The organism is Pseudomonas sp. NFACC45, from assembly GCF_900113505.1.
Taxonomy (GTDB): Bacteria; Pseudomonadota; Gammaproteobacteria; order Pseudomonadales; family Pseudomonadaceae; genus Aquipseudomonas; species Aquipseudomonas tehranensis.
In genome coordinates this window covers 1-16,595 of the sequence record NZ_FOPO01000012.1, presented here as the reverse complement: position 1 = coordinate 16,595, position 16,595 = coordinate 1, and the positions used below count along the sequence as shown (strand labels likewise).

The window sequence follows — 16,595 nt, the reverse complement described above, 5'->3', positions numbered from 1 at the left end:
ACATTGGATTGCAGGCGTACACAAAATTTGTGTTCACCCTGAGCCCCCTGTGGGAGCGAGCCTGCTCGCGATGGGGGCGGCACATTCAACGCAGATATCAATCACTGGCCACCCTCCCCATCGCCCCCCAATACGGTAAACTCCCGCGCATTGCTGTCTGGAGTTATTTATGCGCGCAGAGTTGAACCAGGGCCTGATCGACTTTCTCAAGGCCTCTCCCACCCCGTTCCATGCCACCGCCAGCCTTGCCCAACGCCTGGAGGCGGAAGGTTATCAGCGTCTTGACGAACGCGAGACCTGGACCACCGAGGCCAACGGCCGTTACTACGTCACGCGCAACGACTCTTCAATCATCGCCTTCAAGCTGGGCCGCAATTCGCCGCTGCACGACGGCATCCGCCTGGTCGGCGCCCACACCGACAGCCCCTGCCTGCGGGTCAAGCCCCAGCCGGAACTGCAACGCCACGGGTTCTGGCAACTGGGCGTGGAAGTCTATGGCGGCGCGTTGCTGGCGCCGTGGTTCGACCGCGATTTGTCCCTGGCCGGGCGCGTGACCTTCCGCCGCGATGGCAAGGTCGAAAGCCAGTTGATCGATTTCAAGGCGCCGATCGCCACGATTCCGAACCTGGCCATCCACCTCAATCGCGAAGCCAACCAGGGCTGGGCGATCAATCCACAGAATGAGTTGCCACCGATCCTTGCCCAGTTCGCCGGTGACGAGCGCGTCGACTTCCGTGCCGTGCTCACCGATCAACTGGCCCGCGAGCACGGCCTGAACGCCGACGTGGTACTCGATTACGAGCTGAGTTTCTACGACACCCAAAGCGCCGCGCTCATCGGCCTGCATGGCGATTTCATTGCCGGCGCACGCCTGGACAACCTGCTGTCGTGCTACGCCGGCCTGCAAGCCTTGTTGAACGCAGACACCGAAGAGACCTGCGTGCTGGTGTGCAACGACCACGAGGAAGTCGGCTCTTGCTCGGCCTGTGGCGCCGACGGTCCGATGCTGGAACAGACCCTGCGTCGTTTGCTGCCTGAAGGTGAAGAGTTCGTACGGACCATTCAGAAATCCCTGCTGGTTTCCGCGGACAACGCTCACGGCGTGCACCCCAACTACGCCGACAAACACGACGCCAACCACGGCCCGAAACTCAACGCCGGGCCGGTGATCAAGGTCAACACCAACCAGCGCTACGCCACCAACAGCGAAACCGCCGGGTTCTTCCGTCACCTGTGCATGGCCGAGGAAGTACCGGTGCAGAGCTTCGTGGTGCGCAGCGACATGGGCTGCGGCTCGACCATCGGCCCGATCACCGCCAGTCAGTTGGGTGTACGCACAGTGGACATCGGCTTGCCGACGTTCGCCATGCACTCGATCCGCGAACTGTGCGGCAGTCACGACCTGGCGCATTTGGTGAAGGTGTTGAGCGCGTTTTATGCCTGTCGTGAGTTGCCTTGAGCCTTTGTGGCGAGGGCGCTTCCTCCCGCTAGACCTGTAGGAGCTGCCGAGTGCAACGAGGCTGCGATCTTTCCCCAGACACTTGAGTTTCAAGCGAAAGATCAAAAGATCGTCCGAACGCGGCCCGAGCCTTCGGCAGCTCCTACAGGTCTAGCGGGAGCTTGCTCCCTCGCCACAATGATGTCCGCCTCAAGATTCGAGGTGGCCATGACCCACATCATCACACCCCGGCAAAACCCCAACTAAACTGACCTTATCGCCCCCCGACAAGGCCGTCGCCATGATCCCGATGTCTGCATTCAACGCCATGCTGGTGCCCATCATCGCCGGCATGATCCTGCTGGCCATCGGCTTCAACTTCCGAGACAAGAACGTCGGGGTGTTTGCCATGTGGATCGGCATGTTGTTGATCCTCGCCACGGTGGTGTTCAGGATCCTGGCCAAACTCAACGAGTCGATCTGACCTCACCTCAGGCAGCCGGGGGTTGTTCCGGCACGTCTACCCCAACGTGAATCGCATCGTGACGCCAGAACTCCAGGTCACAATCGATCAGCCGCTGATGCTGGTCATAATTGACCCGGGCAATCCGCAAACCAGGGCTGCCAACCGAGACTTTCAACGCCGCCGCCGCTTCAGGCTGTAGCGAGGTCGGCACAATCTCGAACTTCACCCGACCGTAGTGCAAGTCGTAATGACGGGCGTACAACTCGGTGATGGACTGATTGAGGTCGAATTCGAGGATGTCCGGAAAGTACTGCGGGTTCAGGTAGTGCTCGACATACAGCACCAGCCGCTCATCGATACGCCGCACACGGCAGATCTGGATCACACTGGACAGCGCCGGTAATTGCAGCCAGGCACACACTGCCGCCGAAGCCGGCTGCAGGCGGGCCGAGATCACCTGAGTGGAAGGCACTCGCCCCTGGGCGGTCACCATGGCGTGGAAATGGCTGCGCTGCATCAGGTTATAGGCCAGGCGTGGCGGCGAGACAAACCAGCCACGGCGCTCCTCGCGATAGATCTGCCCCTGGGCTTCGAGCTGCAACAACGCTTCACGCACGGTGATACGGGTAGTGCCGAACAATTCGCTGAGCTTGCGCTCGGCCGGCAACTTGCTGCCGGGCGCCAGTAAGCCGTGGTCGAGCTGCTCCTGCAGGACTTGCCCGATGGTTGTCACCGCTTTGGTTGTTTCGATGCGCATCAACGTTACCTATCTGGACTAGACCAGCACTCTTTCGGGGCGAAATCGATGGAGCATCCATCCGTTTCTCATGCTTGCAAGCCTAGGCACTGCACATGACTGGTAGATGACAGAACCGCCGAACGGTTCATTGTCATGCCTGCAAGTTAGCGGCCAAGTCCTTGCATATCAGCCGGTTAACCATGGTCTACGCTTAGTTGGCAGCCACTTTGCCCCAGCCTGACACGGGCTAACCTTTCCTGCACCGACATCAAAATGTCACAGGGCTCGCCTACATTGGCTCAGGTATTGCTGACCTAGACCAACACAACCGCAATCGCAGCGTTGAAAACGCCCATAGGAGCTTCGGATGAAACAGTTTTTCCTGGCATCACTGTTAGGCTCGACCATTGCCATGTGCACTGCTGCCATGGCCGCTGACACCGATTTGAAAACACTGGAAGCCGCTGCGAAAGCGGAAGGCACCGTGAACAGCGTCGGCATGCCCGATGACTGGGCGAACTGGAAAGCCACCTGGGATGACCTGGCCAAAATCTATGGTTTGAAACACATCGACACCGACATGAGCTCGGCCCAGGAAATCGCCAAGTTCGCCGCCGAGAAAGACAACGCCAGCGCCGATATCGGTGACGTTGGCGCCGCTTTCGGCCCGATCGCGGTCAAGCAAGGCGTGGTTCAACCCTACAAGCCGAGCACCTGGGAACAGGTTCCGGACTGGGCCAAGGACAAGGACGGCAACTGGGCCCTGGCCTACACCGGCACCATTGCTTTCATCGTCAACAAGAAGCTACTGCATGGCTCCGAAGTGCCGACCAAATGGGCCGACCTGAAAACCGGCAAATACAAAGTTTCCATTGGTGACGTGAGCACCGCCGCCCAAGCCGCCAACGGTGTGCTGGCCGCAGCCCTGGCCAATGGCGGCAACGAGAAAAACATTCAGCCGGCGCTGCTGATGTTCGCCGATATCGCCAAACAAGGGCGCCTGTCCATGGCCAACCCGACCATCGCCACCATGGAAAAGGGTGAAGTCGAAGTCGGTGTGGTCTGGGACTTCAACGGTCTGAGCTACAAGGCCAAGATGGCCAATCCGGATGATTACGTCGTACTGATTCCGTCCGACGGCTCGGTCATCTCCGGCTACACCACCATCATCAACAAATACGCCAAGCACCCGAACGCCGCCAAACTGGCTCGCGAGTACATTTTCAGCGACGCCGGCCAGATCAACCTGGCCAAGGGCAACGCCCGTCCGATCCGCGCCGAGCACCTGACCTTGCCTGAAGAGGTCAAGGCCAAGTTGCTGCCCAACGAACAGTACAAAGGCGTGACCCCGATCAAGGATGCGGATGCGTGGGAAAAAACCTCCAAGGAACTGCCGCAGAAGTGGCAGGAAGAAGTGATCATCAATATGGAGTAAAGGGGTGATGCCCCACTCGGATATCTGAAGATCATCCAACTGTGGGAGCGAGCCTGCTCGCGATAGCGGCAGGTCATTCAACATCATTGTTGAAGGTCGGCCGCCATCGCGAGCAGGCTCGCTCCCACAATGGATCCAGATAAACCCGAAATCTAATCGATACCTGCTGGAGTCCCGGTACCCATGAAGCACAACGTCATCCTGGTGGTGCTCGACGGCCTCAACTATGAGGTCGCCCGGCATGCCATGGGGCATTTGCAGGCCTATGTCAGCGCAGGACGCGCGGCGCTCTACACACTGGAATGTGAACTGCCCGCCCTGTCCCGTCCGCTCTATGAATGCATTCTCACCGGCGTTGTGCCGCTCGACAGCGGGGTCGTGCACAACAACGTCTCGCGCCTGTCGAACCAGCGCAGCATCTTCCACTACGCCACTGCAGGCGGCTTGAGCACGGCAGCCGCGGCCTATCACTGGGTCAGCGAGCTTTACAACGCTTCGCCGTTCGTGGCCGGTCGCGATCGTCATACCGACAACCCCGATCTGCCGATTCAACACGGCCATTTCTACTGGAACGACCATTACCCTGACTCTCATCTGTTCGCCGACGCCGAACACCTGCGTCAGCGCTACCTGCCGAATTTTTTGCTGGTGCATCCCATGAACATCGACGATGCCGGCCACAAGCACGGCCTCGACAGCCCGCAATACCGCAACAGCGCCCGCTCGGCCGACATCAACCTGGCGGTTTACCTGCAAGCCTGGCTCGACGCCGGTTATCAGGTGCTGGTGACATCCGACCACGGCATGAACAACGACCGCTCCCACAACGGCCTGCTGGTTGAAGAACGGCAAGTGCCACTGTTTGTCCTGGGCAGCGGCTTCAGCCTCAACCCCGATGCCGCGCCCAGGCAGACCGAACTGTGCGGCAGCATTTGCCAACTGCTCGGTGTTGCCCACGACAAACCCTATTGCCAGGAGTTGCTCAAGTGAATGCCATGACGCGCGGCAAATGGCTGGCAGCGTTGTGCCTGGTGCCCTTCGCGATTTTCTTCATCGTGTTCCAGATCGCCCCGCTGCTGTGGGTGCTGGTCAACAGCCTGGAATCGCAAGAATTCGGTTGGGGCCTGGCCAATTTCAGCAAGATTTTCAGTTCGAAGTTCTACCGCCAAGCGATCCAGCACAGCCTGGAAATCAGCTTCTGGTCCAGCGTGTTCGGCATCATCATCGCCGTACTCGGCAGCTATTCCTTGCGTCGGGTCGATTCGCGCCTGCGCAACTTCGTCAACGCCTTCGCCAACATGACCAGTAACTTCGCCGGCGTGCCCCTGGCTTTTGCCTTCATCATTTTGCTGGGGTTCAACGGCAGCATCACCATCATGCTCAAGCAGGCGGGGATCATTGAAGATTTCAACCTGTACTCGAAAACCGGGCTGATCATTCTCTACACCTACTTCCAGATTCCCCTGGGCGTGCTGCTGCTCTATCCGGCGTTCGATGCGCTGCGCGAGGACTGGCGCGAGTCCGCCGCGCTGCTGGGCGCCAAAGGCTGGCAGTACTGGCGGCACATCGGCCTGCCGGTGCTGACCCCGGCGCTGCTGGGCACCTTCGTGATCCTGCTGGCCAACGCCCTCGGCGCCTACGCCACGGTGTATGCGCTGACCACGGGCAATTTCAACGTTCTGCCGATTCGCATCGCCGCCATGGTCTCCGGGGACATTTCCCTGGACCCGAACATGGCCAGTGCCCTGGCCGTGGTGCTGGTGGCGTTGATGACCCTGGTGACCGTCGTCCATCAGTTGCTGCTCAAGAGGAGCTACCATGTCTCGCGCTGAATCGAGCTCTGCCGGGCTCTATCATCGGGTGGTGGTGTACCTGCTGTTCGCCATCCTGCTGCTGCCCCTGGCCGGCACGCTGATCTACTCCATCGCCAGCAGTTGGTCGGCCACCGTGCTGCCCAGCGGCTTCACCTTCAAATGGTATGTGCAGTTGTGGAGCGATCCGCGCTTTCTCAACGCCTTCGGCCAATCGCTGATCGTCTGCGTCGGCGCACTGGTGCTCTCGGTGGTGTTGATCCTGCCGCTGCTGTTTGTGGTGCATTACCACTTCCCGAAACTCGACGCGCTGATGAACATCCTCATCCTGCTGCCCTTCGCGGTGCCGCCGGTGGTGTCGTCGGTGGGGCTGTTGCAACTCTACGGTTCCGGGCCGCTGGCGATGGTGGGCACGCCGTGGATCCTGATCGGTTGTTACTTCACCGTCGCCCTGCCGTTCATGTACCGGGCGATCACCAACAACCTGCAAGCGATCAACCTGCGCGACCTCATGGATGCCGCCCAACTGCTCGGCGCCAGCACCTTCCAGGCGGCTTTGCTGGTGGTGCTGCCGAACCTGCGCAAGGGCTTGATGGTGGCGTTGCTGCTGTCCTTCTCGTTCCTGTTCGGTGAGTTCGTGTTTGCCAACATCCTCGTCGGCACCCGCTATGAAACCCTCCAGGTGTATCTGAACAACATGCGCAACAGCAGCGGTCACTTCACCAGTGCGCTGGTGATTTCCTACTTCTTCTTCGTACTGGTCCTGACCTGGGCGGCCAACATCTTGAACAAGGACAAAAGCCAATGAGCTACGTCAGCGTCCAACACCTGCAAAAAAGCTATGCCGGCACACCAGTGTTCAGCGACATCAATTGCGAAATCCACAAGGGCGAGTTCGTCACCCTCCTCGGCCCTTCCGGCTGCGGCAAGTCCACACTGCTGCGCTGCATCGCCGGCCTGACCACAGTGGATGCCGGTCAGATCCTGCTGGACGGCCAGGACATCGTCCCGCTGAGCCCGCAGAAACGCGGGATCGGCATGGTGTTCCAGAGCTACGCCTTGTTTCCCAACATGACCGTGGAACAGAACGTCGCCTTCGGCCTGCGCATGCAAAAGGTTGCGACCGAGGACAGCCGTCAGCGGGTGCTGGAGATTTTGCGGCTGGTGGAGCTGCACGACTTCGCCGCTCGCTACCCCCATCAACTTTCCGGCGGCCAATGCCAGCGCGTGGCCCTGGCCCGCTCCCTGGTGACCCGCCCGCGCCTGTTGCTGCTGGACGAACCGCTGTCGGCCCTGGATGCGCGGATTCGCAAACATTTGCGCGAACAGATCCGACAGATACAACGCGAACTTGGCCTGACCACAATCTTCGTCACACACGATCAGGAAGAAGCGCTGACCATGTCCGACCGGATTTTCCTGATGAACCAGGGAAAGATCGTACAAAGCGGCGATGCCGAAACCCTTTACACTGCGCCGGTCGATGTCTTTGCCGCCGGCTTCATCGGCAACTACAACCTGCTGGACGCCGACAGCGCCAGCAAACTGCTGCAACGGCCAGTGACCGGTCGCATCGCCATTCGTCCGGAAGCCATAGAACTGAGCCGCAGCGGCGAGCCCGATGCACTGATCCGCAGCCACAGCCTGCTGGGCAACGTGATCCGCTACCGGGTCGAGGCCCGCGGCGTAGAGCTGGTGGTCGACGTACTCAATCGTTCCGCCGCCGATTTGCACCCCGATGGCACACGACTGTCACTTTCCATCGATTCGACGGCGCTGTGTGAGGTAGCCTGATGGCTTTATTGATTTTGAAATTGATTTTGAAAAGGGAAACGCGCTGATGGCCCTGGCAATTTTTGATCTGGACGAAACCCTGATCCACGGCGATTGCGCCACCCTCTGGAGCGAGCAGATGGGGCGCCTGGGCTGGGTCGATCCAGAGTCGTTCATGCGTCGCAACAACGAGCTGATGGACGCCTACAGCCACGGCAAGCTGCGCATGGAAGAGTACATGGACTTCAGCCTGGAACCGATGATCGGCCGCACCCCGGAAGAAATCGAACACCTGGTGGCGCCATGGGTGGAAGACTTCATCGAACCGATCATCTTCAGCGACGCCACCAAGACCATCGCAGAACACCGCAAGGCCGGTGACCGGATCCTGGTGATCTCCGCCTCCGGCACGCACCTGGTCAAGCCGATTGCCGAACGCCTGGGCATTGATGAAATCCTGGCGATTGAACTGGAAGTGACCCATGGGGTGTACAGCGGCAAGACCGTCGGCACCCTGACCTATCGCGAAGGCAAGATCGCACGGCTGCTGGATTGGCTGGATGCCGAGGAAGAAAACCTTGAGGGTGCGAGTTTCTATTCCGACTCGCGCAACGACCTGCCGCTGCTACAGCGGGTGGATTATCCCCATGTGGTGAACCCGGATGCGGTGTTGAAGGCCCATGCCGAATCGGCCGGGTGGCCAATCCATACCTGGAAATGAACACTGAGCAGTCCCAGGAAGAACACCCTGGCTTTTGTGGCGAGGTGTGTCGGTAACTCCCGGCAATAAGGCTCCCACAGGTCAGCCTAGCCCAGCAGCAACCACAAGCTCCAGCCGAGCAACAACACACCGCAGATGCGACTGAGCCAGAGTCCCTGCGGCAGGTTTTTCTCCAGCAGGATGAAGGCGCCGATCACTGCGACCCAGAGCAGGTTCATCACGCCGACAACGAACAACAGGCCCATCAGGGCCCAGCAGCAGCCCAGGCAGTAAGCGCCATGGGCCAGACCCATGCGCCAGCCGCCGAGCACGTCGGGGCGCCAGTAGCTGAGAAGAAAATGCAGCGGACCGCGACAATGCTCAAGGCAGACCGCCTTGCTTGGCAGCCACTGATAGACGCCTGCGACCAGCAGCAGGCCGGCGCCCAACGCGGTACTGCTGACGCGCATCCCCGGACTGAGCAGAGTGAGCTGCTCGAGCGCCCATTGCAGCGCCGTGGCGCCCAAGGCGAAACCAACCCAGACCAGGCCATAGGCGCTGCAGAACAGCAGCAGGGCCAGGTGTCGCTGCGGTGCCGGCATGCGCTTGCGCAGCATCTGCTGGTAGATCAACAGCATAGGCAGGGCGCTGGGCAGCATCATGCCGATCATCATCACCACCCACATGGCGAACATCAGCAGCGCATCGCCCAGGCTCCAGGGCATGAGCATACCGGCCATTGCCGCATCGGCCATGCCGCCCGGCGCACTCATGTCGCGAGCCATCTGCAGCAGTATCAACCAGGCCAGGGCAGTCAACGCGAGCAGGCAGAGCAAGAACAACAACTGCTCGCCTGTCAGTCGCTTGCTCTGCGTCACCGCCTGAGGCTCTGCCATCTTTACGGCTCTATGCCATGACCGGTGAAGTGCACGTGGGCGAGGTGGCTATGACTGCCCTGGGATTGTAGTTTGAGGGCTGCATGCGTCTGGTAGCTGCCGCTGGCGACTTCAGCTTCAAGGAACTCGAAGCCGTCAGGCAGGGACAGGCGGACTCGATGCGGCGAACCGTCGATGGGGCTGCGGATCGGCTCGCCGCTGGCCTGCAGCACGCCGGGAATGTCCAGGTGCGCCAAACGCTGATCGACATCGATGGACAGGGTGATGGGCACGAACTGCGGTTCGAACATTTCACTCATGGTGCTGCTGAACACCTGAAACACGTTGGCCCCGGGGTCGCTCTCCAGACCAGAGAGGATGGTCAGCAGGGCCTGGCGTTGCGCCTCATCGGCGCGTTCATCGATGAACACCTGACAACTGCCGTTGCCCTCATGGATGGCGCCCGGCCAAGCGAAAGTGGCGGCCCAACACAAACCTCCCAATGCCACCTGATTGAAATACCCCTGTTCCACCCGCATCGACGCCACCGCATGGCAGTGGCCATGGGTCGGTGGTGCATTGAATTGACACGGGCAGCCCCAGTTGCAGTTGCAGGCAATGAATTCGACGCCCTGCATGCGCCATTCGGCGATGGCCATGATCAACCTCTTCACCTGGTTGGTGAAATGAAAGCTGCGGTTACCCCATCCCTCCATTAGTTAACGCTAGCAGGGCACATGAATCGGATACGCGCTACCGACCAAAGGTCGGCTTGCCCGTGGGTGCCGGTCAGAGGTGCGAGTCATGTCGGCAGCGGCCTGTAGGAGCTGGCGAAGGCTCGGGCCGCGTTCGGACGATCTTTTGATCTTTCGCTGAGATTCAAGGGCCTGGGGAAAGATCGCAGCCTCGTTGCACTCGACAGCTCCTACACCGCTGCCGCAGGGCACACATAGCTGCCGAAATCAGCTCAGGCTCTCATCGATTATCAGCACCAACTTGCCTGAAACCTTATTGGTCGCCAGCTCCGCGAACGCCGCTTCGGCATCCTTGATCGCAAAGGTCCTGGCCAGTTGCGGACTCAGGCGTTTGTCGGTGAACAGCGGCCACACCTGCTGCCCCAGCTCACTGATCAGATCGGCCTTGAACTGATCGTCACGACTGCGCAAGGTCGAGCCGAGCAATTGGATGCGCTTGCCCAGCACTTGCGCCAGATCGAGTTCGGTCGAGCGCCCGCCCATCAGGCCAATCAACACCCAACGGCCGTCAACTGACAAAAGTTTCACGTTCAACGCGGCGTAGTTCGCGCCCACCGGATCGAGGATCACATCGAAAGGGGCGAAGTCGTTCAGGCTCTCGAGGCCATCGGTGCGCACCACCCCGCCCTGGGCCCCCAGCGCCTCGCAATAACTCAGGCGATCAGCCGAACCGACGCTGACCCAGCACGGGTTGCCGAAGGCCTTGCACAACTGGATCGCGGCCGAACCGACACCACTGGCCCCTGCGTGCAACAGCACTTTCTCACCCGGTTTGAGGGCAGCCAGCTGAAACAAGTTGAGCCACGCGGTGCTGTAAACCTCAGGCAACGCGGCCGCTTCAGCCAGGGATAACCCTTCGGGCACCGGCAGGACATGCCGGCCATCGACCACCACCTCTTCGGCCATCCCGCCGCCAGCCAGCAGGGCACAAACGCGATCGCCAACCTGCCACGAGGAACCCGGTCCGACCTCGCTGATCACCCCGGAGCACTCCAGGCCCAGCACCTGACTGGCACCGGGCGGCGGCGGATAATGCCCGGCCTTTTGTAACAAATCGGCTCGATTCAGACCGGCGGCCGCCACGCGGATGCGAACTTGCCCTACATCACACGTCGGACTTGGCTCATCTGCCCATACCACTTGGCCTTCAACGCCTTGCAATGCTTTCACGGTGCCTCCATAGTGAGTCTCGACTGGGCCCGCTGCTGTAACGCCGGGCTTTCTTGCATTATGCGCCCGGGCCACATGGAACCGGCGACTTCAAAGACGGCCTAATATGCGTTATCAATTGTCCCTGCGTCGAATCAGCATGAAGCACCTGTTCCCCAGCACCGCCCTCGCGCTTGTCATTGGCCTCGGTCTGTTGCCGCTGTCGAGCGATACGTTCGCAGCCAATAGCTGGGACAAGCTTCAGCCTGATCGCGACGAGGTGATTGCCAGCCTTAACGTCGTTGAATTGCTCAAGCGCCATCACTACAGCAAGCCGCCGCTCGATGACGCGCGTTCAGTCATCATCTACGACAGCTACCTGAAGCTGCTTGATCCCTCGCGCAGCTATTTCCTGGCCAGCGATATCGCTGAATTCGACAAGTGGAAAACCCAGTTCGACGACTTCCTCAAGAGCGGCGACCTGAACGCCGGGTTCATCATCTACAAGCGCTATCTGGATCGCGTGAAGGCGCGTCTGGATTACACCCTTGCCGAGTTGAACAAAGGTGTCGACAAGATCGACTTCAATACCAAGGAAACCTTGCAGGTGGATCGCAAGGACGCCGCCTGGCTCAGAAGCACCGCTGAACTGGACGACCTGTGGCGCAAACGCGTCAAGGACGAAGTGCTGCGCATGAAGATCGCCGGCAAGGACTCCAAGCAGATCCAGGAAACCCTGACCAAGCGTTACAAGAACCAATTGGCGCGCCTGGACCAGACCCGCGCCGAAGATATCTTCCAGGCGTACATCAATACCTTCGCCATGTCCTACGACCCGCACACCAATTATCTGTCACCCGATAATGCGGAAAACTTCGACATCAACATGAGCCTGTCCCTGGAAGGCATCGGCGCGGTGCTGCAGAGCGACAACGATCAAGTGAAGATCGTGCGCCTGGTGCCGGCGGGACCTGCCGACAAGACCAAGCAGGTCGGCCCGGCGGACAAGATCATTGGTGTCGCCCAAGGCAACAAGGAAATGGTCGACGTGGTCGGCTGGCGCCTGGACGAAGTGGTCAAGCTGATCCGCGGGCCGAAAGGCTCCGTGGTGCGCCTGGAAGTCATCCCGGCCAGCAATGCGCCGAACGATCAGACCAGCAAAATCGTGGCCATCACCCGTGAAGCGGTGAAGCTGGAGGAGCAGGCGGCCAAAAAATCCGTCCTCAAACTGAAACAGGACGGCAAGGACTACAAGCTCGGTGTGATCGAGATCCCGGCCTTCTACCTGGACTTCAAGGCCTTCCGCGCCGGTGATCCGAACTACAAGAGCACCACGCGCGATGTGAAGAAGCTGCTGACCGAGTTGCAGAAGGAAAAAGTCGACGGTGTCGTCATCGACTTGCGCAACAACGGCGGCGGCTCCCTCCAGGAAGCCACCGAGCTGACCAGTCTGTTCATCGACAAGGGCCCGACCGTGCTGGTGCGTAATGCCGATGGCCGTGTGGACGTGCTGGAAGACGAAAACCCGGGCGCGTTCTACAAAGGCCCGATGGCCTTGCTGGTCAATCGCCTGTCGGCATCGGCCTCGGAGATTTTCGCCGGCGCCATGCAGGACTACCACCGGGCACTGATCATCGGCGGCCAGACCTTCGGCAAAGGCACCGTACAGACCATCCAGCCGCTCAACCATGGCGAACTGAAGCTGACCCTGGCCAAGTTCTACCGGGTTTCCGGCCAGAGCACCCAGCATCAGGGCGTGCTGCCGGACATCGACTACCCGTCGATCATCGACACCAAGGAAATCGGTGAAAGCGCCCTGCCCGAGGCCATGCCGTGGGACACCATCCGGCCGGCGATCAAGCCGGCGGTGGATCCGTTCAAGCCGTTCCTGGCGCAACTCAAGGCTGATCACGATGCTCGCACGTCCCAGGATGCGGAGTTTGTCTTCATCCGTGACAAGTTGGCTTTGGCGCAAAAGTTGATGCTGGAGAAAACCGTCACCCTCAACGAAGCCGAGCGTCGCGCGCAGCATGCCGACATCGAAGCCAAGCAACTGACCATGGAAAACCTGCGGCGCAAGGCCAAGGGTGAAGCGCCGCTCAAAGAACTGAAGAAAGAGGATGAAGACCTGATTGCCGAGCCGGAAAAAACCAAACCGGAAGACGATGCCTACCTGAGCGAGACCGGTCGTATCCTCATCGATTACCTGAAACTCAACACGGCGATTGCCAAGCACTGACGTGATGGCCATTTAATGCTGACGCTCCCCGGAGCGTCATCAAACTGACATCATTCTGTCGTGAAATACAGGACCGGGCGCCCCCTTGAACGGGTGGCGCCCAGTCCTTTTTTTATCGCCAGAGATTGCCATGACCACGACAGAACAGCTGAGTGCCTTGAGTTCAATCCTGGCTCAAAGCGGTTTACACAGCCTGTTCCAACCCATCATTTGCCTTTCCGAACGGCGTATCGTCGGCTATGAAGCCCTGACCCGGGGCCCCTCCAACAGCCCGCTGCACTCGCCCATCGCCCTGCTCTCCGTAGCCCGCCAGGCCGGACGCCTCAGTGAGCTGGAACTGGCCTGCCGACGCAGCGCCTGCCAACGTTTCAATGAACAGAAACTGCCGGGCAAGCTGTTTCTCAACGTGTCCCCCGAATCCTTGCTCGAAGCCGCCCACCAGACCGGGCGCACCTTGCAACTGCTGCAAGACTTCGGCATCCCGCCCAGCCAGGTGGTGATCGAACTGACCGAACAAACGCCGATCGACGACTTCCAACTCCTGCAAACCGCCCTGCATCATTATCGGGCCATGGGTTTCTCCATCGCCCTGGACGATCTAGGCGCCGGGTATTCGAGCCTGCGGTTGTGGTCCGAATTGCGCCCCGATTACGTGAAGATCGACCGGCACTTCATCGATGGCATTCACCAGGATGCCCTAAAGCGCGAGTTCGTCGGCTCGATCCTGAAAATTGCCCGGGCTTCCCGTGCCCAAGTGATTGCCGAGGGCATCGAACTGCCGGAAGAACTGGCGGTATTGATAGAGATGGGCGTCGATCTGGTTCAGGGTTATCTGCTCGCCCGCCCTCAGGAGCAGCCATCCCGTGACGCCAGGGCGCTGATGCCCCGGCAGGACGCCGGTGCGGTGGCGTTGACCGACGAAGTCAACGACCTCGGGGCGCTGCTCAACGAACAACCGGCGGTGACCCATGACACGCCGACGGCCACCGTACTGGAGGCATTTCGGCGCCAGGCCAACCTCAACTCCCTGGCGGTATTGGATGATCAGGACCAGCCCTGCGGCATCGTCCATCGTCATTCGCTTTCGGACGCCTTGCTCAAACCCTTCGCCACCGACCTCTTCGCCCGCAAACCCATCAGCCGCCTGATGAGCGATGACTTCCTGGCGGTGGAACTGAACCAGTCGTTGCAACAGGTCAGCCGCCTCATCACCAGCCGCGCCCGACAACGCATCGAAGAAGACTTCATCATCACCCTCAACGGCAGTTACCTGGGCCTGGGCCGGGTGATCGACGTACTCAAGCTCATCACCGAACTGAAAATCCAACAGGCCCGCTACGCCAACCCGCTGACCCTGCTGCCGGGCAACGTGCCGATTCAGCAGTGCCTGACGCGGCTGCTGCAACAACGACAGGAATCGGTGATCTGCTACGTGGACATCGACAGCTTCAAACCCTTCAACGACATCTACGGCTACGGCCGCGGCGACGAAGTCCTGCTGTGCCTGGCCCAATGCTTGAACGAACGCATCGACCCCAGCCGCGACTTCGTCGGTCACATCGGCGGCGATGACTTCCTGCTGGTTCTCGGTCCGGAAGACTGGCGCAAACGCCTGAATCAGCTACTGAGCGACTTCCAGACCCACTGCCGGCGCTTCTACCGTCCTGAACATCTGGAGGCCGGATGTTTTACCGCGTTGAATCGCCAGGGGGTTCGGCAGGAATTTGCCTTGCTGTCGCTGTCGATCGGGGTGGTGCATTTACGCTCGGAGGCTTGTGGGGAGTTGGATGCGAGCCAGTTGGCGGAACTGGCTTCGCAGGCCAAGCATCATGCCAAGGAGATTTTGGGCGGGAGTGTTTATTTGGTTGATGGGTTGGCTGAGCGCGTGCCTTTGGTGGAGGTGGGTTTGTCGGTGTGATGACGGCTACACCGCAGGATTTTGTAGGAGCTGGCGAAGCCTGCGATCTTTTGATCTTGATCTTTCGCTTGAGATTTAACTGTCTGGAAAAAGATCGCAGCCTCGCTTCGCTCGACAGCTCCTACAGGCCCAGTGGGAGCAAGCTTTGTCGCCACAAGCGCAATTCGCTGGAGTGTTGATTAAGAAGTGGGAAACCGCTCATATCCTGATTACCAGGTGGATGAGTCTTCTAGGGCTGCTTTTTGAAGATCTTCTTTCCAAGTTTCTTTTGCCAACACGAACACCGCCTGAAAAAACTCTCGAGGATTTTCCAGGTTGTACCACTCATCACGAGGCCAGCTACCTGCACAATCCTCATCTATCTCAAATAATTTTTGAAAGTCAAAATCCTGTTCACTAAGCCTATCTTCCAAATACGCCACAAGCACATATTTATGCCTATAGGACAAACACTCTAGATCCAAGCCATATTTAACGATCAGTTCGGACCGATCACACTTATCATTCGGGTTGTAGACTTCCAGAGTAGCTCCACGTGTTTCTTCACGATCATAGACGTCGAACTGACCAATAAACCACATAAGATCAGGAACGAATTTCTCATTTAGAAAAGGATCTTTCAGCATCATTTCCTCCCCGTAGGAAAGCCAGTGTACGGCACTTTATTTTTGTCAAACCTAACCTCAAACCAATTTAGGTTTTCGTTCAGCTTTGGATTTTTCATATCTTTCTTATTTGGCCTATAACCACGCCCCGCCCCCGGTAACTCTTGCCTTACAATGCCATCTTTTTTGTGGTCCCGCCCCGTAAATGGTTCCAATCCAAGATTTTCTCGCGTCATAGCTTTATTCAGTGCATTGAAATGAATCCGCCAATTACTAAATTGGGAGCTTAAACTCCCATAAGCGCCTTTTGGGATCTTTCCAGTATGCGGATTCGCACCATCAATAGCCCTCTGTTTTAGCGCGGCATCTGATATTTCTGGACTATGTTTTTCAACGGTATGCATACGGTACTCTTCTTCCATTCGAATGACTCGCCCTCGAGCATTCGCCTCCCCCAACTCATCAATCCGAGCCCGCCGCTGCTCCGCCGTCATCGGCAGCGCCGGCTCACCCTCATCCACCCCGACCTTAACCGCCGGATCCCGCTCCCCAACCGCCGACCTGCACCCACCCTTCCCCGGACAATCCACCAACCCCAACGGATCCACCCACCCCGTCGGGTTCAGGGTGTAGCGATATCCGTTAAGCCCACCCGCCAGTTTGCTCGGGTCGGGCGTCAAGTAACGGCCGGT

16 protein-coding genes are annotated in these 16,595 nt (G+C 59.3%); 10 read left to right on the top strand and 6 right to left on the bottom strand.

Annotated features, from left to right (window positions below; all coding sequences use genetic code 11):
- Positions 1-169 precede the first annotated feature (169 nt).
- Positions 170-1,459, top strand: a complete 1,290-nt coding sequence (locus tag BM132_RS21300) for a M18 family aminopeptidase (RefSeq protein ID WP_092458589.1) — start codon at positions 170-172, stop codon at positions 1,457-1,459.
- Positions 1,460-1,739: 280 nt separating this feature from the next.
- Positions 1,740-1,922 (top strand): hypothetical protein, encoded by a 183-nt coding sequence (locus BM132_RS21295; RefSeq protein ID WP_047229644.1) that lies wholly within the window; start codon positions 1,740-1,742, stop codon positions 1,920-1,922.
- Between the two features lie 7 nt (positions 1,923-1,929).
- On the opposite strand, the gene BM132_RS21290 is transcribed toward BM132_RS21295, so the two are convergent.
- Positions 1,930-2,661 (bottom strand): UTRA domain-containing protein, encoded by a 732-nt coding sequence (locus tag BM132_RS21290; protein ID WP_092400262.1) that lies wholly within the window; start codon positions 2,659-2,661, stop codon positions 1,930-1,932.
- Between the two features lie 349 nt (positions 2,662-3,010).
- Between BM132_RS21290 and BM132_RS21285 the strand changes: the two genes are divergently transcribed.
- From BM132_RS21285 to BM132_RS21260, 6 genes are all read left to right on the top strand, one after another.
- Positions 3,011-4,078, top strand: coding sequence for an ABC transporter substrate-binding protein (locus tag BM132_RS21285; protein WP_092458587.1), 1,068 nt, complete (start codon positions 3,011-3,013; stop codon positions 4,076-4,078).
- A 183-nt stretch (positions 4,079-4,261) separates the two neighbouring features.
- Positions 4,262-5,068: an alkaline phosphatase family protein gene (locus tag BM132_RS21280; protein ID WP_092458585.1), complete on the top strand. Its 807-nt coding sequence runs from the start codon at positions 4,262-4,264 to the stop codon at positions 5,066-5,068.
- A gap of 5 nt (positions 5,069-5,073) precedes the next feature.
- Positions 5,074-5,910 (top strand): ABC transporter permease, encoded by an 837-nt coding sequence (locus BM132_RS21275; protein ID WP_177218206.1) that lies wholly within the window; start codon positions 5,074-5,076, stop codon positions 5,908-5,910.
- A complete protein-coding gene (locus tag BM132_RS21270; RefSeq protein ID WP_092458581.1) occupies positions 5,897-6,697 on the top strand; it encodes an ABC transporter permease in 801 nt (266 codons plus the stop codon). The genes BM132_RS21275 and BM132_RS21270 overlap by 14 nt, the downstream gene beginning before the upstream one ends.
- Positions 6,694-7,683 (top strand): ABC transporter ATP-binding protein, encoded by a 990-nt coding sequence (locus tag BM132_RS21265; RefSeq protein WP_092400274.1) that lies wholly within the window; start codon positions 6,694-6,696, stop codon positions 7,681-7,683. Before BM132_RS21270 ends, BM132_RS21265 begins: the two co-directional genes overlap by 4 nt.
- Before the next feature lie 46 nt (positions 7,684-7,729).
- A complete protein-coding gene (locus BM132_RS21260; RefSeq protein WP_092458579.1) occupies positions 7,730-8,383 on the top strand; it encodes an HAD family hydrolase in 654 nt (217 codons plus the stop codon).
- Between the two features lie 86 nt (positions 8,384-8,469).
- On the opposite strand, the gene BM132_RS21255 is transcribed toward BM132_RS21260, so the two are convergent.
- From BM132_RS21255 to BM132_RS21245, 3 genes are all read right to left on the bottom strand, one after another.
- Positions 8,470-9,258: a DUF2182 domain-containing protein gene (locus tag BM132_RS21255; RefSeq protein ID WP_092458577.1), complete on the bottom strand. Its 789-nt coding sequence runs from the start codon at positions 9,256-9,258 to the stop codon at positions 8,470-8,472.
- Between the two features lie 2 nt (positions 9,259-9,260).
- Complete coding sequence (locus BM132_RS21250) at positions 9,261-9,896, bottom strand: DUF1326 domain-containing protein (protein WP_092458874.1); 636 nt, start codon at positions 9,894-9,896, stop codon at positions 9,261-9,263.
- A gap of 303 nt (positions 9,897-10,199) precedes the next feature.
- The gene (locus BM132_RS21245) at positions 10,200-11,162 is read right to left on the bottom strand and encodes a zinc-binding dehydrogenase (RefSeq protein WP_092403471.1); all 963 of its coding nucleotides are present in this window, start codon (positions 11,160-11,162) and stop codon (positions 10,200-10,202) included.
- Between the two features lie 139 nt (positions 11,163-11,301).
- Here BM132_RS21245 and BM132_RS21240 point away from each other — a divergent pair, with 139 nt between their 5' ends.
- Both BM132_RS21240 and BM132_RS21235 read left to right on the top strand, forming a co-directional pair.
- Positions 11,302-13,380 (top strand): carboxy terminal-processing peptidase, encoded by a 2,079-nt coding sequence (locus BM132_RS21240; RefSeq protein ID WP_177218205.1) that lies wholly within the window; start codon positions 11,302-11,304, stop codon positions 13,378-13,380.
- Positions 13,381-13,510: 130 nt separating this feature from the next.
- Positions 13,511-15,298 (top strand): bifunctional diguanylate cyclase/phosphodiesterase, encoded by a 1,788-nt coding sequence (locus tag BM132_RS21235; RefSeq protein WP_092458572.1) that lies wholly within the window; start codon positions 13,511-13,513, stop codon positions 15,296-15,298.
- Positions 15,299-15,507: 209 nt separating this feature from the next.
- Here BM132_RS21235 and BM132_RS21230 read toward each other — a convergent pair whose 3' ends face one another.
- Positions 15,508-15,924, bottom strand: a complete 417-nt coding sequence (locus BM132_RS21230; protein ID WP_256244294.1) for a hypothetical protein — start codon at positions 15,922-15,924, stop codon at positions 15,508-15,510.
- A partial coding sequence (locus BM132_RS21225) for an RHS repeat-associated core domain-containing protein (RefSeq protein ID WP_305728329.1) occupies positions 15,924-16,595 on the bottom strand: 672 nt, incomplete at its 5' end. The genes BM132_RS21230 and BM132_RS21225, both read right to left, overlap by 1 nt.